The sequence below is a fragment of the Bacillota bacterium genome (assembly GCA_040754315.1).
Taxonomy (GTDB): Bacteria; Bacillota; Sulfobacillia; order DUSP01; family JBFMCS01; genus JBFMCS01.
The window spans coordinates 1-22,764 of record JBFMCS010000018.1 but is presented as its reverse complement, the minus strand read 5'-3'; the positions used below and the strand labels follow the sequence as shown (position 1 = coordinate 22,764).

29 protein-coding genes and 3 pseudogenes are annotated in these 22,764 nt (G+C 59.1%); 27 read left to right on the top strand and 5 right to left on the bottom strand.

Annotation, left to right across the window (positions count from 1 at the left end; all coding sequences use genetic code 11):
• The first annotated feature begins 7 nt into the window (after positions 1 to 7).
• Both AB1576_03975 and AB1576_03970 read left to right on the top strand, forming a co-directional pair.
• Positions 8 to 517, top strand: a complete 510-nt coding sequence (locus tag AB1576_03975; GenBank protein MEW6080930.1) for a hypothetical protein — start codon at positions 8 to 10, stop codon at positions 515 to 517.
• A gap of 58 nt (positions 518 to 575) precedes the next feature.
• Entirely contained in the window at positions 576 to 1,289 is a 714-nt protein-coding gene (locus AB1576_03970) for a cell wall-active antibiotics response protein (protein MEW6080929.1), read from the top strand.
• A 240-nt stretch (positions 1,290 to 1,529) separates the two neighbouring features.
• Here the strand turns inward: AB1576_03970 and AB1576_03965 are convergent.
• A pseudogene (locus tag AB1576_03965) lies at positions 1,530 to 1,598 on the bottom strand (NUMOD1 domain-containing DNA-binding protein).
• 747 nt (positions 1,599 to 2,345) lie between these two features.
• Here AB1576_03965 and AB1576_03960 point away from each other — a divergent pair.
• The 9 genes from AB1576_03960 (at position 2,346) to AB1576_03920 (ending at position 10,298) form a co-directional block, all read left to right on the top strand.
• The gene (locus tag AB1576_03960; GenBank protein MEW6080928.1) at positions 2,346 to 2,813 is read left to right on the top strand and encodes an Lrp/AsnC family transcriptional regulator; all 468 of its coding nucleotides are present in this window, start codon (positions 2,346 to 2,348) and stop codon (positions 2,811 to 2,813) included.
• A 192-nt stretch (positions 2,814 to 3,005) separates the two neighbouring features.
• Complete coding sequence (locus AB1576_03955) at positions 3,006 to 4,418, top strand: sodium/solute symporter (GenBank protein MEW6080927.1); 1,413 nt, start codon at positions 3,006 to 3,008, stop codon at positions 4,416 to 4,418.
• Positions 4,419 to 4,422: 4 nt separating this feature from the next.
• Positions 4,423 to 5,397 carry an agmatinase gene (speB, locus tag AB1576_03950; GenBank protein MEW6080926.1) on the top strand — a complete coding sequence of 325 codons (975 nt, stop codon included), beginning with the start codon at positions 4,423 to 4,425 and terminating at the stop codon, positions 5,395 to 5,397.
• Positions 5,398 to 5,628, top strand: coding sequence for a hypothetical protein (locus AB1576_03945; protein MEW6080925.1), 231 nt, complete (start codon positions 5,398 to 5,400; stop codon positions 5,626 to 5,628). It begins immediately after the preceding gene.
• A 14-nt stretch (positions 5,629 to 5,642) separates the two neighbouring features.
• Entirely contained in the window at positions 5,643 to 5,948 is a 306-nt protein-coding gene (gene rsgA, locus AB1576_03940) for a GTPase RsgA (GenBank protein MEW6080924.1), read from the top strand.
• Positions 5,945 to 6,082, top strand: a complete 138-nt coding sequence (locus tag AB1576_03935; GenBank protein ID MEW6080923.1) for a hypothetical protein — start codon at positions 5,945 to 5,947, stop codon at positions 6,080 to 6,082. The genes rsgA and AB1576_03935 overlap by 4 nt, the downstream gene beginning before the upstream one ends.
• A gap of 275 nt (positions 6,083 to 6,357) precedes the next feature.
• Positions 6,358 to 7,434, top strand: a complete 1,077-nt coding sequence (gene thrC, locus AB1576_03930; protein MEW6080922.1) for a threonine synthase — start codon at positions 6,358 to 6,360, stop codon at positions 7,432 to 7,434.
• Positions 7,431 to 9,569 (top strand): aspartate kinase, encoded by a 2,139-nt coding sequence (locus AB1576_03925; GenBank protein ID MEW6080921.1) that lies wholly within the window; start codon positions 7,431 to 7,433, stop codon positions 9,567 to 9,569. The genes thrC and AB1576_03925 overlap by 4 nt, the downstream gene beginning before the upstream one ends.
• 108 nt (positions 9,570 to 9,677) lie before the next feature.
• Positions 9,678 to 10,298 carry a gamma-glutamyl-gamma-aminobutyrate hydrolase family protein gene (locus AB1576_03920; protein ID MEW6080920.1) on the top strand — a complete coding sequence of 207 codons (621 nt, stop codon included), beginning with the start codon at positions 9,678 to 9,680 and terminating at the stop codon, positions 10,296 to 10,298.
• Between the two features lie 233 nt (positions 10,299 to 10,531).
• On the opposite strand, the gene AB1576_03915 is transcribed toward AB1576_03920, so the two are convergent.
• Complete coding sequence (locus tag AB1576_03915; GenBank protein ID MEW6080919.1) at positions 10,532 to 10,768, bottom strand: hypothetical protein; 237 nt, start codon at positions 10,766 to 10,768, stop codon at positions 10,532 to 10,534.
• Between AB1576_03915 and AB1576_03910 the strand changes: the two genes are divergently transcribed.
• The 6 genes from AB1576_03910 (at position 10,745) to AB1576_03885 (ending at position 16,028) form a co-directional block, all read left to right on the top strand.
• Positions 10,745 to 11,290, top strand: coding sequence for a sigma-70 family RNA polymerase sigma factor (locus tag AB1576_03910; protein MEW6080918.1), 546 nt, complete (start codon positions 10,745 to 10,747; stop codon positions 11,288 to 11,290). The two genes, AB1576_03915 and AB1576_03910, sit on opposite strands and share 24 nt — an antisense overlap.
• Before the next feature lie 370 nt (positions 11,291 to 11,660).
• A complete protein-coding gene (locus AB1576_03905) occupies positions 11,661 to 12,041 on the top strand; it encodes a cupin domain-containing protein (protein MEW6080917.1) in 381 nt (126 codons plus the stop codon).
• Positions 12,042 to 12,119: 78 nt separating this feature from the next.
• Positions 12,120 to 13,109, top strand: a complete 990-nt coding sequence (locus AB1576_03900; GenBank protein MEW6080916.1) for a 4Fe-4S binding protein — start codon at positions 12,120 to 12,122, stop codon at positions 13,107 to 13,109.
• Positions 13,110 to 13,768: 659 nt separating this feature from the next.
• Positions 13,769 to 14,167, top strand: coding sequence for a GntR family transcriptional regulator (locus AB1576_03895; GenBank protein ID MEW6080915.1), 399 nt, complete (start codon positions 13,769 to 13,771; stop codon positions 14,165 to 14,167).
• Entirely contained in the window at positions 14,161 to 15,033 is an 873-nt protein-coding gene (locus AB1576_03890) for an ABC transporter ATP-binding protein (GenBank protein ID MEW6080914.1), read from the top strand. Before AB1576_03895 ends, AB1576_03890 begins: the two co-directional genes overlap by 7 nt.
• Complete coding sequence (locus AB1576_03885) at positions 15,030 to 16,028, top strand: ABC transporter permease (protein MEW6080913.1); 999 nt, start codon at positions 15,030 to 15,032, stop codon at positions 16,026 to 16,028. The genes AB1576_03890 and AB1576_03885 overlap by 4 nt, the downstream gene beginning before the upstream one ends.
• 64 nt (positions 16,029 to 16,092) lie before the next feature.
• Here AB1576_03885 and AB1576_03880 read toward each other — a convergent pair whose 3' ends face one another.
• Both AB1576_03880 and AB1576_03875 read right to left on the bottom strand, forming a co-directional pair.
• Positions 16,093 to 16,221, bottom strand: a complete 129-nt coding sequence (locus AB1576_03880; GenBank protein MEW6080912.1) for a transposase — start codon at positions 16,219 to 16,221, stop codon at positions 16,093 to 16,095.
• A gap of 41 nt (positions 16,222 to 16,262) precedes the next feature.
• Positions 16,263 to 16,469, bottom strand: a complete 207-nt coding sequence (locus AB1576_03875; GenBank protein ID MEW6080911.1) for a type II toxin-antitoxin system RelB/DinJ family antitoxin — start codon at positions 16,467 to 16,469, stop codon at positions 16,263 to 16,265.
• Between the two features lie 208 nt (positions 16,470 to 16,677).
• On the opposite strand from AB1576_03875, the gene AB1576_03870 reads away from it, so the two are divergent.
• Positions 16,678 to 17,886, top strand: coding sequence for an MFS transporter (locus AB1576_03870; protein ID MEW6080910.1), 1,209 nt, complete (start codon positions 16,678 to 16,680; stop codon positions 17,884 to 17,886).
• 10 nt (positions 17,887 to 17,896) lie between these two features.
• Here the strand turns inward: AB1576_03870 and AB1576_03865 are convergent, their stop codons facing one another.
• The gene (locus AB1576_03865) at positions 17,897 to 19,021 is read right to left on the bottom strand and encodes a DUF362 domain-containing protein (protein MEW6080909.1); all 1,125 of its coding nucleotides are present in this window, start codon (positions 19,019 to 19,021) and stop codon (positions 17,897 to 17,899) included.
• Between the two features lie 168 nt (positions 19,022 to 19,189).
• Between AB1576_03865 and AB1576_03860 the strand changes: the two genes are divergently transcribed.
• From AB1576_03860 to AB1576_03820, 9 genes and pseudogenes are all read left to right on the top strand, one after another.
• On the top strand, positions 19,190 to 19,906 hold the full coding sequence (locus AB1576_03860) for an HAD hydrolase-like protein (GenBank protein MEW6080908.1): 717 nt from the start codon (positions 19,190 to 19,192) through the stop codon (positions 19,904 to 19,906).
• Complete coding sequence (locus AB1576_03855) at positions 19,903 to 20,136, top strand: MoaD/ThiS family protein (protein MEW6080907.1); 234 nt, start codon at positions 19,903 to 19,905, stop codon at positions 20,134 to 20,136. The genes AB1576_03860 and AB1576_03855 overlap by 4 nt, the downstream gene beginning before the upstream one ends.
• Entirely contained in the window at positions 20,114 to 21,391 is a 1,278-nt protein-coding gene (locus AB1576_03850) for a class II fructose-bisphosphate aldolase (protein ID MEW6080906.1), read from the top strand. The genes AB1576_03855 and AB1576_03850 overlap by 23 nt, the downstream gene beginning before the upstream one ends.
• Positions 21,384 to 21,734: a flavin reductase gene (locus AB1576_03845; protein ID MEW6080905.1), complete on the top strand. Its 351-nt coding sequence runs from the start codon at positions 21,384 to 21,386 to the stop codon at positions 21,732 to 21,734. Before AB1576_03850 ends, AB1576_03845 begins: the two co-directional genes overlap by 8 nt.
• Positions 21,617 to 21,946: a flavin reductase family protein gene (locus tag AB1576_03840; GenBank protein ID MEW6080904.1), complete on the top strand. Its 330-nt coding sequence runs from the start codon at positions 21,617 to 21,619 to the stop codon at positions 21,944 to 21,946. The genes AB1576_03845 and AB1576_03840 overlap by 118 nt, the downstream gene beginning before the upstream one ends.
• Positions 21,882 to 22,043: pseudogene (locus tag AB1576_03835) on the top strand (hypothetical protein). Before AB1576_03840 ends, AB1576_03835 begins: the two are co-directional and overlap by 65 nt.
• Positions 22,044 to 22,056: 13 nt before the next feature.
• The gene (locus AB1576_03830; GenBank protein ID MEW6080903.1) at positions 22,057 to 22,251 is read left to right on the top strand and encodes a hypothetical protein; all 195 of its coding nucleotides are present in this window, start codon (positions 22,057 to 22,059) and stop codon (positions 22,249 to 22,251) included.
• A 49-nt stretch (positions 22,252 to 22,300) separates the two neighbouring features.
• Positions 22,301 to 22,351, top strand: a pseudogene (locus AB1576_03825) (hypothetical protein).
• A 1-nt stretch (position 22,352) separates the two neighbouring features.
• Positions 22,353 to 22,655, top strand: coding sequence for a DNA/RNA nuclease SfsA (locus AB1576_03820; GenBank protein ID MEW6080902.1), 303 nt, complete (start codon positions 22,353 to 22,355; stop codon positions 22,653 to 22,655).
• Positions 22,656 to 22,764: the final 109 nt, after the last annotated feature.

The following is a 22,764-nucleotide window of genomic DNA, read 5'->3' as shown; positions in this document are numbered from 1 at the left end:
GACTGCCATGGAGCACGTCAAGAGGGAGCGTTGTGAATGGTGCGGTGAACCCTGCAATGGGATGTGCAAGGTTGTCCACCCGTGGAGAAAATACCACCACTCCGGGCCACTTGCTGAAGAAACCTGGGTCGTGTGTCCCCATTGCGAGGCAGAACTCCGGGAGCACCTGAGAGAGACCATTGAGCATGGCTTTCCTAGCGCCGGCACATACGCGCTGTGGGCTTCACTAGTGGTTTTCGGGCCTGCGGCTACCCTCTACGCCATTCTCCTCTTTATGGGCAGGACATCACTGTACACCACAGTGGGGTTACCCCTGGCCCTGGCCATGACCGGGATACTGTGCTGGAGGCTTCTCAACCGGCATCCCATATGGGTTAACCTTGGCAAGCCCTCAAGGACCCCAATGGGTACCCCCTTGAGGGACTCGGTATTCGTGGCCCGGGGCTTCACCCTGGCGGTGGGTATAGGCCTGCCGCTCCTGGCCTTGGTCCTGCTACTGTTAGGTTACCTGAACTGACCCCTGGCTACCGGGTTCTGCCTAAACTGAGATCGACAATGAAGGAGGCGTTTTAGTATTGGGCCGGTGGATACTGGGGATCGCCGTGACGCTTACCGGTGTGAGTCTTCTCATGAACAACCTGGGCTTCACTGACTTCGAGGTGGGACGGCTCGTGTGGACCTACTGGCCTCTCCTGCTGGTCTACTGGGGCCTGGCCGCCATAGTACGGGCCTTCCGTAGTAGTGCCCTGCCCTACGGGGAGGCACTCCTGGGAGGGGTGATCCTGGTGGCCGGAGTGTTGATCCTCGGGCGTAACCTGGGCTGGTTTGACGCGAGCCTCGCCTTCCTGTGGAGGGTCTTCTGGCCCCTGGTCATCGTGCTCTTAGGCCTCAGCCTTCTGAAGGGCTCCAGTCGCGGCAGTGCCACGCAGTGGGCCTTCATGAGCGGTATCCAGCTGGGAAAGCAGCCGTGGGAACCCAAGAACGGCAGCTACGTGGCGGTCATGGGTGGAGTTGACCTGGACCTGACCAGGGCGACCATACCAGACGGGGACCTGTACCTTGACTTCACAGCCTTCATGGGGGGAGCGGACATCAAGGTGCCGCGCGACCTGTCCCTTACCTGCGAGGGGTGGGTCTTCCTAGGTGGCCTAGGCTTTCTCGGGGAGGAATCCGGTGGCATCCTGGCAAGCAAGCGGGTTGAACAGAGGCCGGAGACCCCTTCCCGCTCTCATGTCCACATTCAGGGCCGGGCCATAATGGGGGGAATCGATGTCAAACGGGTGGGATAGGAAACGACCCGAGGTGAGCAGGTAGTTTTCTGCTGTCAAGGGCGACTCACCCTTTGATCCAACCTTAGCCCTCGCCAGTTGGCCCGTGGATGTGTAATCATGCGTTGCTCAACACCACATTTCCACCAGCCCATGGGCTCCCTAGACCTGAACGGTTTGGCCCGTTCAAGCGGCCGTGCATATACCCCCTATGCTCGTTTGATAGCCAGATCCGTTTCTCCTGGGTGGAGGCCCTTCTGGTGCACGCAGGTACTTTCTTATCGTATTACGCGAGATCCCAAGTTCCCTCGCAATCGCCCGGATTGACATCCCGGCACCACTCAAGTCATCCGTTTTACCTTCCCGCCTCCCAGCACGGGTGTTGACACCCCCCAATTCTTGGCGGAATTCGTGGTGTCTTTCGCTGGGAGGTGGGTTGCTGTCAGTGCCGATTCAACATGACGGTGAATATGGTCAGGAATCCGGTAGACGCTGACGGCTGTAGGATCCCCGGCTAACACGTAGGTTTGAGAGGCGTGAGACCCGTCCTAGAGCAGTTTCTGCCAGCTCCCAGTGTGCTTTAGGATGGGCAATGTGGTCATTGGCCCCTCTAAAAATCCTGGTCAGTGAGTTGTGGTCTAGTATCGCCACATGTTCCGGTGGATTACCGCCAATAGCCCGTTGTTCAGTGTCATATGCCCCGACGCTAGATCGATGTCGAGGGAAGAGGCGAAAGAGTCATAGCACCTGCCCCAGGAGGGTCTTTAGGCCCGCTACCTATCTGAGTCAACAGGGTAGTCAGAGTCAATTGGAGGGTGTAACAGCAGCCAGCACAAAATTGGAAAAGCCGTCATCTATTCGTGGACACTCGCCGTCAAATTAGGCCGGTACCAACAGGTTGCTTCCTTTCTGGCGATCCTGGGGCATTATATATCACCTTATCACCGGTGACTAATTGCCCAAGTTATTTTGTAATACGGCAAATGATAAAGAGGTTTTTTCTATTTCAGGAAGAAACCATGGTGTAAAATAAGGAAACACGTAAAAACGGTTATCAGAAGTGAGGGAGGGGCAAGTATGTATTTTAAACAGATAGATGAGTATGAAGCTAAAATTATAAAACTTCTTCAAGTTGATGGTAGAATTCCCCTTTCCAAGTTAGTTAAAGAAATCGGTTTGGCGGAAGCAACGATACGAAAGAAACTGAGAAGGCTGATAAACGATAATATTATTTTAGTAACAGCTTTAGGGGACGTTTTTGCACTTGGTTTTGGTGCTCCAGCCATGATAGGAATAAAAGCAGATAGGCGAAGAGTAGATGAAGTGGCTCGAAATTTATCCAAGTTCCCGGAGGTTCAATTCGTTGCAATAACAACTGGTCAGTACCATATATACATCAGGGTCAATATCGAGGACATATCGAGACTTTCCGAGTTTCTGCTTGAGAGAATCATGACGGTTGAAGGAATACTTGATACCGATACATTCGTCATCATGAAGATCTATAAAGAAACTGGCCAAATAGGAGTAGGCGCAGAGAGTTAAGACCAAGTCTTTATTTGGAGGGGAGGTGTTGGGAATGCCTGGTTATGTCCTGTTATTGTGGTTGCTGGCAGCTCATTTTGTCATTAGTGTCCTAGCAATCATCTGGTATCTGCGAACTTTAGAGGATGCCTGAGATGAAAGGAGTGCATTGTATTGTCACCATTAATGGTATGGGGGTTCACTTTTTTGGCTGTGTATCTCGTTGGAATGCTCGTGATCGGGTGGTTTGCGTCTAAGAGTGCTAGTAAAGGCATGCTGGAGCATGGTTTGGGTGGTCGTTCGATGCACCCGCTCTTGATTGCGTTTTCTTATATTGCATCTTCAACCAGCGCGTCAATCTACATGGGTGAACCTGCCATGGCATATCACATTGGGTGGCCGGCTTTCTGGGTTACAATAGCGATCATACCAGGAATGGTAATCCCTGCGCTTCTTCTCACTAGTAGACTTAGGAAGTATAGCCTTCGTTTGGATACGATGACCATCCCGAGTTATCTAGGAGAGCGATATGGAAGTGATGCTGTAAGAGTTATCTTGGCTCTCGTGATTGTTATCTTTTACACGTTTCCTTTGATGGCTCAATACAAAGGAGCCTCGATTTTATTTGAGTCAATACTTGGAATTCCTTCAACGGTGGGTTTGGTGCTCTTTACGCTTATCGTAGGGTTTTATGTAGCAGTCGGGGGGTTCCGAGCGGTGGTTTGGACTGATGCCATCCAAGCAATACCTATGTTAATTTTTTCCGCAGTTTTGATTGGGGTTTGTTACGTTTGGGTGGGAGGGCTATCTGGCCTCAACGCTCAGCTTCAACAGATTGACCCCACTTTAATGGGTGTTTTCGACGCGGAAGTGTTCACTCCGGCTGGAGTAATTGGTAGCTATATATTTTGGTTCATCGTATTCATTTCCAACCCTTATCTGAGCATTAGGTTTATGGCAATAAGAGATACCGGCAAGAGGAGTATGGGTACTTTTCTTATAGCCACACTGCTCATGGCCACATTGATAAATTCCAACTATTTCATCGGTCTTGTGGGAAGAGTCGCATTGCCTGGATTGGCGGATGCTGATTATGCCACTATCCAAATGGCCATCAATTTCCTGCCAGCCTTTATAGCTGCCTTCATGATGATTGGCATAGTATCGGCGATGATGTCAACTATCGACTCTATTTTGCTTGTAGTGGGTACTGCGGTGTCAGAAGATATATATCGTAGAACAATCAATAAAGCTGCGCCCGATAAGCTGGTATTGTTAATAACAAGACTAACAATTATCGCCGTCACCCTCGTAGTTTTCGGTCTATCTATTGCTAAACCTCCAGAGTTTCTTTTCATCATAATGAATATCGGTCTTTCGGGTGTGGGTATTGCAGTAGCTTCTCCACTTCTCGTGGGATTGTTTTGGGATAAGGCAAGCAAAGCAGGGGCACTGGCTTCAATTGTTGTAGGCGTTTGTTTATACTCATACTTGATCTTGTTTACGCCAACGAACTTTTGGGTTACCGTTGGTATTGGTGCTGTAACAGGATTGGTGGTTATGATAGCAGTCAGCGCCGTAACTGCACCTCCTTCAGATGAGATCTTGGATAAGCTGAAGTCATAATCAAATGACCATAATGAGAGAAAGGAAGGTGCGCTTTTTGCAGAGACTAAATCTGCCGTTTACGGGAATTCCATCATTCTGTCGTTTGCCGGTGGTGACGGATTTTGAAGAACTCGACGTTGATGTGGCAATAGTGGGTATTCCCTATGACCTGGGTTGCCAGTATCGTTCAGGTGCACGCATGGGACCACGTGCAGTGCGAAATGCCTCAACTTTGTACTCCCTTGTGGATGTAGGTTACTATGATCACGAACTGGACGAGTATCTCTTGAAAGGCGTCAGAATGGTTGACTGTGGAGATAGCGATATTATTCATGGTGATCCCAGACAGTGTCTTGACAATGCGGAGACTATGATCAGGAAGATTTTGGCCAAGGGAGCTATGCCCGTGGTGATCGGCGGTGACCATGCCATTACGATACCCGTCCTTAGAGCATATGAAGGGCAGGACCCTTTTGTATTGGTCCAGTTAGACGCCCATCTCGATTTTGTTGATATTAGGCACGGAGTAACTGAGGGTCATGGCAGCCCGATCCGTCGTGCCAGCGAAATGAAGCATATAAGTGGGATCGCACAGTTGGGGATTAGGGGGCCAGGTTCCAGTCGACATGAAGACTTCGATTCAGCTCGAGATCACGGTTGTATACTGTTTGGTGTTCGGCAGTTCCGTGAACAGGGACTGGAAAATGTTCTTGCCCAAATACCCAAGTCTGAAAGGTACTATGTGACTATGGACTGTGATGCACTTGATCCTTCACTGGCTCCAGGAACAGGAACACCCTCACCTGGCGGTTTTGATTACTATGAAGTGGTCGACATACTTCGCGGTATTGCGCGAATGGGTGATGTTGTAGGTTTTGACTTCGTGGAAGTAGCTCCTCAGTATGATCCGACTGAGGTTACTCCGCAAGTTGCGTCCAGAATAATATTGGATTTCTTGGGTGCAATCTTTTTGGAGAAACAACGACGTGAGTGTTAGTTGTATCTTTTCACCCCATCTACAATAGTCAAGTCTTCGAGGAGTGGCGGAGAGATCCTTGCCATCACCTGGGACAGCATGGCTACACCTGTCCTTGCGCTGACCAAGGCCGACCGGTGCCCCGACATCGATACCAGGGTCACAGAGGTGGAGTCGGTGGCTCCAGGGGTAGATGTGATCGTTGCCTCAAGCCTCAGTGACGAGGGCTTGGCCCCGTGTGCCGGTACCTGAAAAGGGGGCAAACCGTGGGGTTCACCGGGTCCTCAGGTGTGGGCAAGTCTACCCTGATAAACAAGCTCATGAATAGGGAAGTGCTGGCAACAGGGGAGATGAGGGCTGGAGGGAAGGGCAGGCACACTACAACTCACAGGCAGATGCTGGTGCTGCCCGGAGGCGCGATGGTCATCGATACCCCCGGCACGAGGGAGATCCAGGTGGCCGGCGCCGACCTGTCTATGTCCTTCCAGGACATTGAGGAGCTGGCGAGGAGTGTCACTTCCGGGATTGCCGGCATGAGTCCGAACCCAAGTGCGCTGTCAAGGAGGCCGTGAGACAAGGCACATTGCCTCCAGGGCGCCTCGAGAACTACTGGAAGCTCCAGCGTGAGTCGCTCTTTGGTGAGCCGGAGATCAGTCTAGGTCCACGGCCAGTGCCGGCGATTGACGCCAGCCAAGGCCGGTGTTAGAATAGGGGCAATCCAGGAAAAAGCCGTGAGGGGGACGAGTAGCCTCAAAGCGCAGAGAGCCCGGACCAGGCTGGAAGCCGGGCGGCGAGGCGAAAACCACCCCGGAGCCGCAGACCGAAGGGCACTTGCCTTGTAGGCTCTGCCGGTGCTCCCCGTTAAGGAGAGGGCGTGCGTAACGCCGGTAAGCAGGGCCCTTTGCAGGGCCAACCAGGGTGGAACCGCGAGAGAGCCTCGTCCCTAACGGGGCTCTTTGTTTATAGATAGGGGGGAGAACCATGGGAGTGTGGAGAGGGGTCATAGCCGAGCACCGGGAGGGCTTGCCCGTGACGGGTAAGACCCCGTTACTTGGAATGGCGGAAGGGGGCACGCCTCTCCTAGAGGCGCCGAGGCTTAGGGAGTACCTGGGGCAAGCCCCCAGGGTCTACCTCAAACTGGAGGGCATGAACCCCACCGGGTCCTTCAAGGACAGGGGGATGGTAGTAGCCGTGGCCAAGGCGCTGGAGGAGGGTTCACGCATGATCATGTGCGCCTCCACAGGGAACACGTCAGCCTCAGCGGCGGCCTATGCCGCCAGGGCGGGCATCAAGTGCGCCGTGCTGGTGCCCGGAGGCCACATTGCCCTGGGGAAACTGGCCCAGGCCCTGTCCTACGGCGCCAAGGTCCTCTCCATCCAGGGGAGTTTCGACGATGCGCTCGCCATTGTGCGGGACCTGTGCGCCAACTACCCTGTTACCCTGGTGAACTCCGTGAACCCCTACCGCATAGAGGGACAGAAGACTGCGGCTTTTGAGATATGTGATGCCCTGGGAGACGCCCCGGACGCCCTCCTCCTGCCGGTGGGGAATGCCGGGAACATAACCGCCTACTGGAGGGGCTTTTGCGAGTACCGGGGCGCCGGCAAGGCCCAATCCCTCCCGCAAATGCTGGGTTTCCAGGCCGCCGGGGCCTCCCCCCTGGTACTGGGACGGCCGGTGCCCAACCCCGAGACCATAGCCACGGCCATACGCATAGGCAACCCTGCCAGCTGGGAGGGCGCCATAAGGGCCAGGGATGAATCCGGCGGCCTGGTAGAGGCCGTGACCGACCAGGAGATCCTGGAAGCCTACAGGCTCCTGGCCTCCTTGGAGGGCATATTTGCCGAGCCGGCCTCGGCAGCCTCCGTGGCGGGACTTGTGAAACTGAACAGGACTGGCCGCCTGGCCCATTACTCCAGGGTAGTGTGCGTTCTGACTGGGCACGGCCTGAAGGATCCGGGTATCGCCATGGAGATGGCCGTCCGGCCCGAAGAGGTCCCTGCTGCCCTGGGAGCTGTCGCGAAGGCGTTAGGACTTGATCGGGGGGGAGCCTCATGAGGGTAAGGGTGAAGGTGCCTGCCACAACAGCCAACCTGGGGCCGGGTTTCGATGTCCTGGGCATGGCCCTGGAACTCTATAACTACCTGGAGGTAGAGAAGGCGCCTGCGGGACTGGAGATTGCCATTGAGGGAGAGGGGGCTGGCACGCTCCCCCGGGATTCCTCTAACCTTGTGGTCCGCGCAATGGATACTGTGTTTGAGAGAGTAGGCAAGAGGCCCCGCGGCATGAGGATATGGTTAAAGAATCACATCCCCCTGGCCAGGGGCCTCGGAAGCAGTGCCGCTGCTGTTGTTGCAGGGCTGGTAGGAGCCAACCTGCTCTTGGGGGAGCCACTGGACAAGGGAGATCTCTTGGACATGGCCGTGTCCATTGAGGGTCACCCGGATAACGTTACCCCCGCCCTCTTCGGGGGGCTCGTGGTGTGTCTCCCGGATTCCAAGAGTCTGCGGTACGTGAGGATCCCAGTGCCCGCCGCCGTAAGGGTTCTGGTGGCAGTACCCGACATGACCCTTCCCACCCGGGAGGCCCGCGGGGTGCTTCCTGCCCAGGTCAGCATGGCCGACGCTGTGTTCAACGTGGGGCGGGCGGCGTGCCTGGTGGGGGCCATCCTCACCCGCAACCGTTCCATGCTCGGGGTGGCAATGCAGGACCGCCTCCACCAGCCCTACAGGCGGGCGCTGGTCCCAGGAATGGCAGATGCCATGGAGGGTGCCCTCAGGGCCGGGGCTCTAGGGGTAGCCTTGAGCGGGGCCGGGCCGTCCCTCTTGGCCTTTGTGCAGGAAGGGGATGAGGCCCATGGGGTAGTACGGGCAATGGAGGCTGCCTTCCGGGACAATGATGTGAATGCCAGGGTGTTCCACGTGGCTCCCGACCTCTTTGGCGCCCGGGGCTCCACCCGGGAGGCTTTATGGCCGTACAGGCTGGTGGTCCATAAGTACGGCGGCACCTCCGTGGCTGACGCCGGCAGGATCCGGGCTGTGGCCAGGAGGGTCGCCCGGGAGAGGGACCAGGGCAATGATGTGGTGGTAGTGGTGTCCGCCATGGGTGACAGCACTGACCGCCTTCTGGACCTGGCGGCCCAGGTGTCATCGGGGCGGACCGAGAGGGAGATGGACATGCTGCTGTCCACGGGAGAGCAGGTTTCCATCGCTCTGCTATCCATGGCAATACAGGACCTGGGCCACGCCGCCGTGTCTCTCACTGGGGCGCAGGTGGGGATCTACACAGACCCAAGGTACACGAGGGCAAAGATCCTTGGTGTTGACCGGCAGCACGTCATGGCACACCTGGACGAGGGAAAGGTCGTAGTGGTGGCTGGGTTCCAGGGGGTATCCGAGTCCGGCGACATAACTACGCTGGGGCGTGGGGGGTCGGACACTACCGCGGTAGCCCTGGCAGGGGCGCTGGGAGCCTCCCTCTGCGAGATCTACACGGACGTTGACGGAGTCTACACCGCCGACCCGAACCTGGTCCCCAGCGCCCGGAAGATAGAGGAACTCTCCTATGACGAGATGTCAGAGATGGCCACCCTGGGAGCCAGGGTGTTGCAGCCCAGGGCCGTGGAGTTCGCCCGGAAGTACGGGATGACCCTGCATGTAAGGTCCAGCTTTGTGGAGGACCAGGGGACCATGGTGAGGGGGATGGAGCAGATGATGGAGAAGGTGCTGATCAGGGCGGTCACTCACAGTACGGACGAGGTGAAGGTAGTGGTGGAGGGGGTTCCTGACAGGCCTGGCGTTGCCGCCAAACTCTTCTCCGCCCTGGCCGACAAGTCTGTGAGGGTGGACATGATCCTGCAGAGCATGAGGCGGGACGGGAGAAACGATATCGCCTTCACAGTGGCCAGGGAGGATTCCGGTACGGCCTTGGCCGCCGCGGAGGGGGTTGCCCTGGAGCTGGGAGCCTGGGGGGCCCATTCTGAGGACAACATCGCCAAGGTGTCTGTGGTGGGCGCCGGCATATCCAGGGACGTCCAGGTAGCCGCGGACATGTTCGACGCCCTGGCCAAAGAGGGCATCAACATTGACATGATTAGCACTTCCGGCATAAGGATATCCTGCATCATCCCGAGGAACCGGGTGCACGATGCGGTGAGGGCGCTTCATGCCAGGTTCCGCCTGGACGAGGAGTAACCCGCAGGGGGGCCGGGTTGTACGCCCCCTGTGCGGCATGGGTGGCATCAGCGCTGCCCTTGCCCCTGGGGAGGGCCGGACCTGAATGACAAGGGAAGGGGCGGCGGGATGAGGATAACGGTGGTTAACAACGAGAGGAACCGGGACGATTACAGCTGGCTCCGGCGGGTTAGAGAAGCGCTCGTTGAAATAGCCCCCGTCATGACCAAAGTGGTTTTCTGGAGTGATGTCTCCCTTGCCGGGATAGACCAGGGCTCGGATGGGATAATCCTCGCCGGCAGGGTGAGCCATGATTGGGACATGGAGGAGATGAAGACCTACCAGGCTGAACTCGAACTGATCCGGGGTACCCGCAGGCCTCTTTTGGGGATATGTGCTGGGCACCAGCTCATTGCCCTGGCCTATGGCGGCGAGATTGGCCCCGTGAAGGTTATCAACGGGCAACGATCCCAGGTAAAGGGCTACCTTCCGTGCAGGGTGGTAAAGGGTGACCCTCTCTTCCAGGGCCTCGGGGGAGAGATCACCGCCCTTGAGTTCCACAGTGACGAGGTAAAGTCGGTGCCCCCTGACCTGGAGGTCCTGGCTAGCGGCGAGGCCTGCAGGGTTCAGGTGATAAGGCACAGGACCAGGCCAGTCTACGGGGTGCAGTTCCACCCGGAGTGGCATAACCCTGCATATCCCGATGGGCGGGTCCTCCTGGCCAACTTCCTCGAGATGGTGAAGGGGTAGCTCCCTGGGTGTTCGCCCTGCGGGGTACTCATGGCTTCCCAGCTCAGAACCCTCCTGGCAATCCTTTCAGGGGGGCCACCCTGTCCCCAGTCGCTCGGCTTCAATCCATTCGCGCCCGCCAAGGTCTTCACCCGGGGCATTCTTCCTTTCCATGCAGGTACCTTTCTCATGTCCCTCCTGCGACACCGGATCCCGCGCGTCCTGCCAGCGTCAAGGGGAGGAGTCTTGAGGGATCACAGGGAAATACGGTCAAGGGCCCCTTGATCGCGGCAGTCCCGGAGAGAGTCTCCCTTAGGCCCTGTGCCCTGGAGCCCCCCGGGATTGGCGAAAAGGTTCCCGGCGCCCTCCCCGAAACCAGGGCTCAAGGTCCCGGTACCAGGCATGAAGGGGTGACGGCAGTGGTCCAGCCAGAGCACGGTGCAGGTCATCAAGAGGGCCAAAGCCATTTGGATGGCGACCTGGAGGAGCAAAGGCAGTACCTCTTCAACATGTTGTACCACCTGACCTCCGACAGGGAACTGGCGGCCGACCTGACCCAGGAGGTCTTGCTCAGGGCTTGGCGAAGCTACAGCACCTTTCGCGGTGAGGCCAGCCTGAAGACATGGCTGGCCCGGATTGCCCTGAACGTATACAGCACAGAAAGACACCGCCAGCAGAGACGTCCCCACGCCACCCAGGTACTGGAGACACTCCAGGTGCCGGATTCGTCTTCGGATCCGGTCCGGGTGGTCTTAAGGCGGGAGTTTCGCTGGTGCATCTCGCATGTCCTAGAACACCATGTCAGCGAGGCACAGCGAGTCGTCCTGGTGCTCCGGGACCTCCAGGGTTTGACCTACCAGGAGATCGCCGGAGCCCTGGGGACCTCGGTGGGGGCAGTGAAGTCCAGGCTACACCGGGCACGACTGGCCGTTCGAGACCACCTGCAGCGCTCGGGCTGCGAAGCCTTGGTTCGAGACTATGCCTGTACCTGTGACGGGGTGAAGGAACTGTGAACTGCCAAGAGGCCATTTCACCCATGTCTCTGGGCGTTGACGGCTAACCCGAAGGGAACACCCGGGAGAAACTCGCGGCTCACCTCGCCATGTGCTCCCGGTGCTCGGCGAGGATGCGAGGACTGTCCAAGACGGTATCCCTGCCTTGCCTTTATGGGAGGGTGTGCAGCGAGCCTGACCGCGATGAGTGACCCGCTACAGTGCACTCCTTTGGCTTAGCCCTGGGCTGGCCTACCACCAGGCCTCACACTCTGCCGTATGAGCCATGCACGAAGGGCTCAGGCACGGTACCTTCGCGAAACCTTCCCGTAGATTCCTGGTCAATAAGAGTGAGACACATGAGTGGAAAACTACCAGGGGAGGGAAGAACGTGATTACCAGGGGAAAGGGTTTGCCCGCGGTGGAAATGGCTGCGGGAGTCGTCCGGGAGACGCTGGGCGAGTGTGACAGAATGCTCATGGCGAGGTTCTCTTTGAAGTCCGGTTCCAGGGTTCCCCTGCACCAGCACCCTCATGAACAGGTCGGTTACGCAGTGTCTGGAAGGTTGAGGCTCACGATCGACAAGGAGTCACATGTGATTGAGGCTGGTGACTCCTACTTCATTCCTGCCGGCGTCCCTCACGCCGCTGAGGCTATCACTGACTGCATCGCGGTGGACGTCTTCAGCCCACCTCGAGAAGACTACAGGAATACCTCCCAGGGCCACGCAGCTACATCTTGCCAAGGATCCAGCGACCAGGTGTCCGGGTGAAGGCCTCAGGGCAAAGCGGCGGGCGGGCCTTGAGACCCCGCCTGCGTTCTCACCCTTTTTCACCGGGAGGGGATGAACTTGATTGACCTGTTCGATGCGTTCGCGGAACTAACCGGTTGTCCCATGGAATTCCGGCCGGTCCTGCGAAGAATAGTACCCTACGAGGCCCTTCCCTTGCTGGTGGCAGCGTCCCGTTCCTGGGTCGACCTGGAGGGGCTGGCCTGCAGGCTGGCCATGGGCGGCACCGAAGCGAAGGCCCTGGCGGGCAGGTTCTTTGATGAGGGCTTCCTTCACATGAGGGGCGGGGAGGTCCGGGCAAGGGACCCCTATGACCTCCTGGGTACGCTGCTGAGCGAGGGGAGATTGGATGACCTGCAGCCAGGTGAGAAGGCCATGGCCAAGGACTATTACCTCCGCCTCCGGATGGAGACCTGGGATGGCCACATCCGCGAAGGGCTCATCGCCGGTTCGTCCGAGGTAGTGGCCCTCAAGGAGTCGCTGGCCAGGTTTCACCGCCACCCTCACCAGGGGGCCTCTGTGGTTTCCATTCCAGACAAGGCCCTGAGCATTCTGCAAGACGCCAAGTTGCGGGTGCTTGCGCCCTGCAGCTGTCGTCTCACCTTCGCCAGGTGCTCTGGCCCGCTTCTCACCTGTATCCTCCTGGGGCCTGGGGCTGAGGAGGCGCTGTCCAGGGGACTGGGGCGCAGCATCAGTATGGACGAGGCTGAGGGTGTGTTGTCCGTTGCCCACGAGGCCTCCCTGGTCCACCTGGTGCTATACGCGCCCGGGGGCCCCTACGGTGTATGCTCGTGCTGCGCTTGTTGCTGCCATGACCTCCAGGCATTCCGGCTGCACGGGCGCGGGGACTGGATAATCCCCTCTCCCTACGTTGCCGTTTCGCCATCACACGACTGTGATGGATGCGGGGTGTGCGCGGAGGTATGTGCCTTTGGTGCCAGGAGATTGGTGGACGGTGAACTAATCTGTAAAGAGGACGAGTGCTACGGTTGCGGGGTGTGCGTGAACTCCTGTCCCCTGGAGGCCATCAGCTTGACAGAAAGACCTTGAGAATCCAAGGATGCTAGCATAGAGAGGGGATAGAACTGGCGGGTTCCAGGCCCTCCCGCAGGACACACCTGGGTAACCCAGGTGCCGGCGAGGCGCCAGGGAATGTGGCAGCCCTGGAGTGGCTCGCACATGCCCTGCGTTCCGGTGAGCTGGGAGCTCCCTTGTGCAAATCTGCCCCAGGGCCTGTGGCCCCACGGACCTACCGCTTCCAGGTACTCAAGGGGGTATGGGATTGTCCAACGATGCTCGCAGGGCGCCAGTACGGGTCGAGCCATCTGGAGTCACGAGACCGGCCCTCCTCTGAAGACCCTTCCATGAAGGCCAAGGCGTGGGGGCAGCGCTGGGGGTCAGGAACGATGCCGGGCGATTGAATCTGGTGCTGGTGCACAGGCCCGGTACCGAGCTCGCTGTCTTGGAGGGCGGGGAGTGGTGACTGGCACCCGGAGCTGGCACCGCCCCCGCCGCCTTCCAGAGGGGGCACAGGGGCTGAGTAGAGACACCCCCCGGGGCATGGGGATGGCAGTACCCCGTGGGTTCACCCGGAGAGGGCTACAGGGTCTCGCATGGCAGGCCAGAAATCAATGGGAAAGGCTTGACAGGACGTTTCCCCAAGTGTACTATATGAAATAGTACACATAGTACATTGGGGAGTGTGTCAAGTGCTCTCTATCCAACCCACCAGCAATACCCCCATATACCAGCAGATTGTCGACCAAGTCAAGGAGGGTGTCCTGAAAGGGACGCTGCCCCCCGGCGACAGGCTCCCCTCAGTGAGGGAGCTGGCTGCCACTGTTACCATCAACCCCAACACGATCCAGAAGGCCTATCAAGAGTTGGAGCGCCAGGGGATCATTGAGACAGTGCGGGGGAGAGGCACATTCGTCGTCCAGGGCTACCAGGGAAGCCAGGATGAAGGGAAGGTGCAAGCCCTGAAGGAGCACTTGAAGAAGGGGCTTGTGCAAGCCCACTACTTGGGGCTGTCCCCTCCAGAGATCCTACATATCGTTAGTGAACTGCTGTCGGACTTGAAGGCATCGGGGAGGGAAGGGAATTGTTGAGCATCGAGAACCTCAGCAAGCGGTATGGGTGGAACCTGGCGCTGGACAGCGTCAACCTGAGCATGGAGAACGGTTCCATGCTGGGCCTCATCGGTCCTAACGGCGCTGGCAAGACCACGCTGCTGAAGACCGTGGTTGGCATCATCTTACCGGATGAGGGAAAGGTATGCCTGGACGGGGAGGACCTTTACCGGAAACCCAGCCTCAAGCAGCGCCTGGGTTATGTGGGGGAATACCCGGACTACTACCCGAGCTACCGGGTCATAGATATGGTGAACTTCTACAGGATGACCTACAGCAGCTGGAGCCAAGAGCGTTACGAGGAATTGAGCGCCCAGTTCATCCTGCCCGAGGGGCAAAGGATCAAGGCGCTTTCCAGGGGCATGAAGACTCAACTAGCCCTCCTCCTCAACATGTCTATCATGCCGAGGCTCCTTCTCCTTGACGAGCCCACCTCGGGCCTGGATCCCATTGTGAAAAAGAGGGTGCTGAACGCCATCGTCGACCACGTGGCGGCCTATGACACCAAGGTGCTAATGGCCACGCACAACCTTGCCCAGATAGAAAGGGTGTGCGATCACGTTGCCATTATCGAAGGCGGGAGGATCCTCTTTTGCGAACAGGTTCACGAGTTGAAGCAGCGTGTAAAGAAACTGCAGGTGATCTTCGCCAATGGCTTCCCGGAGGAGCTGAGGAGTCACCCCGACCTCTTGAGCCTGGAGCAACTGGGAAGGGTTTATACCCTGGTTACCAGGAGTGGCGGGCTGGTGGCCAAGCTGAGACAGTGTAACCCAGTGGTCCTGGATGACCTGGACATAAGCCTGGAAGAGGTCTTCATCCATGAGGTAGGAGGGCAAAGCGCATGAACCTGCATACCATATTGCCCTTGAACGGGGCGTTGCTCTGGAAGGATTGGAGGAACTCCATGGCCATGATCTTCACGTACCTGGGTTTTATCACTGTCACCCACCCCGTGGCCTTGCTCCAGGCATTGAACAGGGCGAACAGGAACCCGGATGCGGGCATCCACATCTATATATCGCACTTGATTGACCGCCTCCAGTTCATGGGTGACTTCTACTTCAATGTCACAATGGTCATGGCCGTTGTCTTGCTCGGGTCGATCCTGGTAGGTGAGGAAAGAAGGCGAAACACCTATAGCCTTCTCCTGGCCATGCCCTTCAGCAGGAGGCAGGTGATGCTGAGCAAGTACGTCTTGGGTGTAGCCTCCATTTTCGGGGTCTACCTAATCAATGGGTTGTTCCTGGCAGCCATAGTGGCATCCAGCGCTGAGCTCGGCGGGATTGTGAGCTTCCAGGCCATCTTCAGGTGGATGCTCCTGCAGGTGGTGGTCATGGTGGCCATCCTGTCTTTCACCTTCGTGTTTGCTTCACTTACTGGGACAACAGCGGCCAGTGCTGTGCTGACGGCGATCTTTCTCGTGTTCCCGGCAGGGTTCGTGGAAATGGTGGCCATCAATCTCAGCCACAGGATCGGTTATGAGGCCTATTCAGTCTTGGCTCCGGTCAGGGAGTTCAGCCTGGTCATCTCGCTGTTCCAGTATTCGAGCGACATGAACATGGCCTTGGAGGCATGGCCATGGCTGGTGGCTGCCAGCGTCTTGATGCTCCTGCTTACCCTGAGGGTATTCGAGGCTAACCCCATGGAGAAAAACGGCGAGGTCCTGGTCATTGAAGCCGTGAAGCCCCTGTTCAGGATAGGTGTCCCTCTCTGCTTCACCCTCTTTTTCGGTGGCTTTGGCCACAATGCCCTTGAGATAGCCACGGCTTACGTGGTGGGGGCAATAGTGGGCGGGTTGATAACCCACTACACCATTGGCTTGAGAAGAGCGATGCCGTAGGGTAGGGTCGACTGGGTGTGACCCCGTCGTCTGAGCCTAGAGGAGGAGACAGGCAGTGTCATTCTCACCTCAAGCGTAATAACAGTTCCCGGAGCCGTTCCGCAACTTCTCCTGCGAGTACTTTTCGGCGGTACTTGGGGCACCAGATGAGTGATAGCCGGTGTTGTACACGGTTGTTGCTGATCGTCTCCATCGGTTCCGTTCATGGTTTTTATTATTAGATATCTGATAGGGTTATATGCCGCCTTTCATCCCACCCTTCATCCGCTCAACTTCCTCTAACGCCGCCAGTGTTTCCGCATTCGGAGTATCAAGCGCAACATCAAACGGAATTCTCTGCTGACGCACGGCCTGACGCAGGAAAATATTAAAGGCCGTCGTCATATTCATACCGAGCTCATTAAAAAGCCGTTCAGCCTGTTTTTTAAGCTCAACATCCATGCGGATGCTTATATTCGTTGTACCGGGCACAGCAATCAACTCCTTATGCTTTAGTATACCTACTGTAACACAAGGCCTGTGCACCGTAAATATATTGCACGAACATCATCGATAAAACACGGAGATTAGATTTTCAGACCTTGGGGCATTCAAGGAATCCCAGCCCTTCATAGAGAACTGGTGATCCGTACCAGTGAGGCGGGATGACTTGAGGCGTAACCTGACCTTTATCATACTGGCAGGGGCATACCTTCTCCTTAACTTCCACCGGGTGTCCATGGGTATCCTCGCCCTCGATGTGGCCGGGGACCTGGGCCTCACCCCCGTGATGCTAGGCTCGCTGGGGGCTGCCTTCATGTACCCCTACGGCCTAATCCAGGTACCCTCAGGGCTCCTCTCCGATGTCCTGGACCCAAGTCTCCTGGTGAAGGCATCGTGCCTCCTGATGGCTTTGGGCTCCTGGGCCACGGCGGCCTCCCGTAACTACAGCCACCTTGTGATGGCCAGGGCACTGCTGGGTTTTGGCTCAGGCTTGCTCTACCTCCCCGCCATCAAGATACTCTCCCGGTGTTACAGGGCTAGTAACCTCGGGGTCATCCTGGGTCTCCTCACCACGGCTGGCAACCTGGGCGCCGTGGTCTCCACGGCACCTCTAGCCATAGCAATGGGCGCCTTCGGCTGGAGGACCTCCCTAAACGTTATGGGCCTTACCTGTGCCGGCCTCTTCCTGTGCGCCCTGGCCGAGATCCGAGGGGAGGGGGCGCCGGGCTTGGCACGGCATCCAGGAGGGCTCCCGGTCCTTGTACGGGACAGGGCAGTCTGGGTGCTCTCAGCATGGATGCTCGTCTTGTGTGCCACGAAACTGGGCTGGCAGAGCCTCTGGGCTGGAGGCTACCTCACGGAGGTGCAAGGCTTGGATATGGTATCCGCGGGAACCGTGCTCCTTGCCATGACCCTTGGAGGCGCGGTGGGTGGCCCCATAGCGGGGGGGCTTTCAGACCGTCTTGGCTCCCGCCGGAAGGTCCTTCTTGGTGTGAGCCTTGCGTGCAGTGCCTGGTGGCTGGCGCCTGCCTTCCACGGCATGCTGCCTCACCTTTTCCACGCCCTTCTCTATGGCTTCTTAGGCCTTGCAAGCGCCGGTTTCGTGGTGGCCTTCGCCTGGGTCCAGGAGCACGTGGGCAGGGAACACTCAGGGCTGGCCATGGGCATCCTGAACTCCTCGGGTTTTCTAGGGACAGCATTTTCGGGCCAGGTGGTGGGAAGGGTGCTCCAGATCCACGAGGGTCTCCCCCCTGAGCAGGGCTTCCGCTCTGTCTTCCTGTGGTCCGCTATCCTCATGGCTGGGGTAACGCTGGCCCTTGCCTGCGTGAGAGAGAAGAAGACCAGCCCTGTCGAGCCTGGTCTCCCGGCAAACTAGTACGCCGGGCTCAAGGTCCCCTGCCCTTCATGGCATTCATGACCTCCTGGTTCTCCGGTGGGCAGCCCGGCACCAGGATCCCCGAGTTCCGCCCTTCGCAGGCACAGCGCCCCACCCACACAGCCTGGGGGATATCCCCTTGCACCTGCCCCGTCACAAGCGTTAGGTTATCCAGGAGGGCCAGTTTTCCACCCCTTGTCAGTTCCCAGACCACCGAGAGTACCGTGTTCCGGCAGCCTGAACAGGCGCCATCCCCCATCACCACCCTGCCGGGGGGCACACCCTCCACGGCGGCCTCCGATGCCCGCTTGAAGCGTCTCGCCACCGAGGCCACGGGCTCTCCTACCACAACAGGTGTGGTGGTGCCGAGGCCCCGAGCCGAGGCCCTGGCGGTGATGGGCACATCCTGGGGTTCGTATCCCATTATGCGGCCTGCCACGGAGTCCAGTGCCACGGGGTCAGGGCTGGAGAGGATCAGGTTCATGTGGACCGCGTCTCCGTGGACAGGTCCCATGCCTTCCTGCCCGGTGATGGCGTCCATCACACCGAACACTGGGGGGAGGGCCTCGGCCAGTGCCACCACGGCGTCGAAGACACCATGGTGATGCATGGCCATCTTGCTCCTGTCGGTGATGAGCCCCTTGAGGTTCTTCAGGGAGAGGGTGACCTCGCCCTGGTCATGGGTCTTCATAACGGGAACGCTCACTATGAGGTTAGCCTGGAGGGCCAGGCGGAACACGCGTACCGCCTGCAGCCCTGGAACGCCCCGGATCTTGAGTCGAACCGTGGGGGTGCCCTTGAGGTCTATCACTTGATAACCCTGGCGGGCCAGGTCGTCGTAGCCAGCGAAGGCCATGACACTGGCGGTATCCGAACCGACGCTGGCGGATTCCGCCACCAGTACCCTGGCCCCTGCCTCCGCCACCAAGCCCGCCACGGCCCGGGTGACCTCCACCCTGGTGATGGCCCCGGAATCACGGCAGGGGGGCATCGCCACCAGGTTAGGCTTGACCAGCACCAGGTCTCCAGGCCCGCAGGGAAGCCCTCCAGCCAGGCTGGCGGACCGCCTCACCGCAGCCTCTATCTCTCCGGGCCCCGGGGAGGGGGGCGTTCTGACGATGGACACAATGCTCATGACAGCAAGACCTCCTGCCAACAAGATGTTCAGTCAAGGTGCCCCGAATCCTCCCGGGAGGGAATTCCCAGGGGCCCGGCGAAGTCCAGCACCAGTGGCCAGGGCACGCCGGGAGGTATCACGGGGGCCCGGAGGTGGAGAGACCCTGCGCCCTGAAGGAGGAGTACCATGGGACAGTACCAGGCGCTCCTGTTCGACCTCGATGGCACCCTGCTAGAGATCGATGCCACAGGGTTCTATCACGCCTACCTTGGCATGATTGCCGTATCATTCCCCCAGGTGAGGCCGGACAGGTTCGTGAACCAGCTAGTTATCTCTACCCGGGAGATGCTGGCCAACAACGGCAGCAAGACCAACCGTGAGGTCTTTGCCGCTAGTTTCTACCCAAGCCTGGGCCTTGACCCGGGTGAGTGCGAGCCGGTGCTCGAGCGCTTCTACAGCCGGGAGTTCCCCAGGCTGGAGCGATACGGAAGGCCCAAGGCTGGCGCCCGGAGGGTCCTGGAGTATGTGGTATCCCAGGGAATGGGCATCGTGGTGGCCACCAACCCGGTCTTTCCCCGAGCCGCCGTGATGGAGAGACTCCGCTGGGCCCGCCTGGAGGACATCCCCTTCGACCTTGTGACCACCTACGAGATAATGCACTTCTGCAAGCCCTCCCTGGGATACTACAGGGAGATCCTGGATATCACGGGGTATGAGGCCCCCCGGTGCGTGATGGTGGGGAACGATGTGTCCGAGGACATGAATGCCCAGGAGGTTGGCATGGATGCCTTCCTTGTGACTGACCAGGTAATCCCCAGGGGGGACGGGGTTCAATGGAACGGGCCCCAGGGCAGCCTGGACGAGTTCCTGGCTAAGCTGACTGATGGGAGGAAAGGCCGGTGAAGGTTTTTGTCAAGGCCTACGGTGGGCTAAACCAGTACATGCCTGACCAGCTTGAGGAAATGGATGTGGTGGTGGAGGAAGGGACTACCGCGAATGCCCTCATGGAGCGGTTGGGCATACCACGGATGGAGATCTGGATGATTAGCGTCAACAAGGAACTGGTGAAGGGCGACGCCCTCCTGAAGGAGGGAGACCAGGTACTGGTGTTTGCCCCCGTCGCGGGGGGCTGAAAGGAAGGAGGTAACCGAGACGCCTCTGATAGATGGCAAGACACTGAAGCGGGTGTTCCAGGCGCTCTGCCCCTTCGATGCCGGGGGCCGGCTGAGGGAGGAGCCCCTTCGCTCCACGCTCCTGGCGGCCAACGCCAACATCCCCCTGGAAGTACAGGCCAGGGCCTTCGCCATGGCGGCTGCGGACGGGCAAGGCTCCCCTATGATAATCCAGGTGAGTCACACGGCCATGCGGATCGCGGGAGGCCACCCAGAGGACTTCCCCACGCTTGGCGCCGTGCGGCACCAGAGGGCCGGCATGGCCGGACCCAGGGGCATCGCCCTGGCCCGGCACATGATAGAGCGCTATGTCGATGACTACGGGGCCCGCCTGGTGGCCATGTCGCTGGACCACTTCAAGGTCCCGCCCCTGGCGGGGGCGCCCCCGGGAGCGGACCCCCTCGGGCGCCGGCTGGCCCAGGCCCGGCTGGAGGATGCCCTGGACGCGATGGCGCCGGTCTTCGGCGAGGATGCGCGCCCATCCCCCAAGGCCCTCGAAGGATATGTGGACTACATGACAAGCCCTCCTTACAGCGACTTCCGCCGGGAGTTCCTGGCCGCCGTGGGGGCTGCCAGGCCGGCGTGGGGCATGATCGACACCGAGCACCTCCCGCCAGCCCTGGTTTTCGCCGTAACCCGTGACATAACTGACGCCATCCGCCAGGAGCTGGGAAACGACGACATCCTCATAGAGGCCGAGTTCGGTGCCACGGGCCAGAGCGGCGCCGGCGAAGGCTACAGGGCCCTCAGGGGGCAGGAGCTGGAGGTGTTCGCCAGCCAGATCAGCGCCTTCCTGACCTACACCGGGGCGGACGGCATCGCCTACCCCATAGGGATGCAGCACGCGGCCCCGTCTGGCGAAACCCACCCGCCAGACGTGGAGCGCCTTGAGACGGTCCACAGGACGGTAATCCAGAAAACCGGGCGGTACGTGCCTTTTGCCCAGCATGGAGGCACAGGAGCCGCCTTCATCGCCAGGGGGCTTGTGGGAAAGCACAACGTTAACACGGCCTTCCTGGTGGCCATGGCGTCAAGCCTGGCCGAGCATGTGGAGGCTAACAGGGAGGGCATCAGGAAGGGGAAGAAGTCGGCGGCGGGGACAGGCATGTACCTCAAGGCCGTCGAGGCTGTGCAGCAAAAGGCCATTGATCAGCTTGAAGAGACAGGGACCTACGGGATGGCATCCCGGCTGGAGGAGGAGATAAGGGGTGGCTAAGAAGCCTATGAACCCTGGCACGGTACTAGGCCCCGTGCCAGCTGTCCTGGTGAGCTCGGGCAAGGTAGAGGGCCCAAGGAGCATCATAACCCTGGCCTGGGCGGGCACAGTGAATTCCGAACCCCCCATGGTGGCCCTGGGTGTCAGGAAGTCCCGCCAGTCATACCAGCTCATAAAGGAAAGCCAGGAGCTGGTGGGAACCTTGCCCGCCACGACCAGGCCCACATACTTGACTACTGCGGTCACGCCTCGGGAAAGAGGGTCGACAAGTTCGAGAGACTGGGCCTCACGCCCCTGCCCGGTGAGGTGGTCAAGGCCCCCCTTGTGGCGGAGTGTCCCGTGAACATAGAGTGCCTTGTACGCCAGGAGCTCAACCTTCCCAGCCACCAGGTTTTCGTGTGCGAGGTCGTGAAGGTGTGGGCTGACGAAGGGGTGCTGGCTGAGGGCGGCGGGATCTCCCCCACCCTCTCCTCCCCTGTGTGTTACTACGGTGGCCACTACTGGAGCCTGGGGCAGGATCTGGGCAAGATGGGCGCGCTATTCAAGAAGGCATGAGGCTTCCCCAACACTGGAGGCTGTCTTCTGCTCGCGGCTGAGCCGGTTCGCTGTGGACGCGGCCATCGAGGGCAAGGGTGCTGTCGCCCGCCTGCCCAACTCAGGGCGCCTTGAGGAGCTCCTCTCCCCTGGAGTGCGATGCCTACCCCCTGGGCCCCCGTACCAGCTGCCGGGTAGTGCTGGCCCGCCCGGAGCCTTGGACCTCGGTGGACGCCAAGAACGTCCCCCGGCCTTGGGAGGAGGCGGTCCAGGCTGGCCTGCTCCCCTCGAGGGGTATCGCCTGGGGAAGCGAGAGCCTCGGGTAGGGCCGGGCAGGCGGACCTCCTCTTCACACCGGGTCCCCGCCGCCTGTACGTGGAAGCCAAGTGCGTGAAGCTGGTAAAGGAGGGCACGGGCCTCTTTTCCGGTGCCGCTACCACCAGGGGAGCCAGGCACATCCCGGAGACCCAGGACCTGGTGGGCCAGGCGCAGGGCCATGGCGGTGTTCGTGATACAAATGCCCGGCACGGCCCGTTTCCGGGCGAGTGCCCGCCGGGACCTCGCCTTCGTGGAGGCGCTGTCCCAGGCGGCGGGAGCTGGCGTTAAGGTATTCGCAACAGGGTGCGAGGTAGGCCCCAGGGCGTGTTTCCGCGTTTCCCTGGTGGCCTGGACCGGCAAGGGGGACTGGACTAGAAGGGGAATTCAAGGAGGAGAAACAGTTACCGGATAACTGACTTTTCCTCTAGAAACCTGCCCGAAGCATTTGACAGGGAAGTAAAAATGATGTATACTATAAACGAGATTGGTGAGGATTTCGTGGTGGTCAACGGTGAACGGAT

Bases quoted from the DNA above. Each gene is read 5' to 3' on its own strand.
- AB1576_03975 (MEW6080930.1), top strand. From the start codon at position 8: ATGGAGCACGTCAAGAGGGAGCGTTGTGAATGGTGCGGTGAACCCTGC.
- speB (MEW6080926.1), top strand. From the start codon at position 4,423: ATGACCATAATGAGAGAAAGGAAGGTGCGCTTTTTGCAGAGACTAAAT.
- AB1576_03925 (MEW6080921.1), top strand. From the start codon at position 7,431: ATGAGGGTAAGGGTGAAGGTGCCTGCCACAACAGCCAACCTGGGGCCG.
- AB1576_03880 (MEW6080912.1), bottom strand. From the start codon at position 16,221: ATGGAGACGATCAGCAACAACCGTGTACAACACCGGCTATCACTCATC.
- AB1576_03865 (MEW6080909.1), bottom strand. From the start codon at position 19,021: ATGAGCATTGTGTCCATCGTCAGAACGCCCCCCTCCCCGGGGCCCGGA.
- AB1576_03860 (MEW6080908.1), top strand. From the start codon at position 19,190: ATGGGACAGTACCAGGCGCTCCTGTTCGACCTCGATGGCACCCTGCTA.
- AB1576_03875 (MEW6080911.1), bottom strand. From the start codon at position 16,469: ATGGATGTTGAGCTTAAAAAACAGGCTGAACGGCTTTTTAATGAGCTC.
- AB1576_03885 (MEW6080913.1), top strand. From the start codon at position 15,030: ATGAACCTGCATACCATATTGCCCTTGAACGGGGCGTTGCTCTGGAAG.
- AB1576_03960 (MEW6080928.1), top strand. From the start codon at position 2,346: ATGTATTTTAAACAGATAGATGAGTATGAAGCTAAAATTATAAAACTT.
- thrC (MEW6080922.1), top strand. From the start codon at position 6,358: ATGGGAGTGTGGAGAGGGGTCATAGCCGAGCACCGGGAGGGCTTGCCC.
- AB1576_03920 (MEW6080920.1), top strand. From the start codon at position 9,678: ATGAGGATAACGGTGGTTAACAACGAGAGGAACCGGGACGATTACAGC.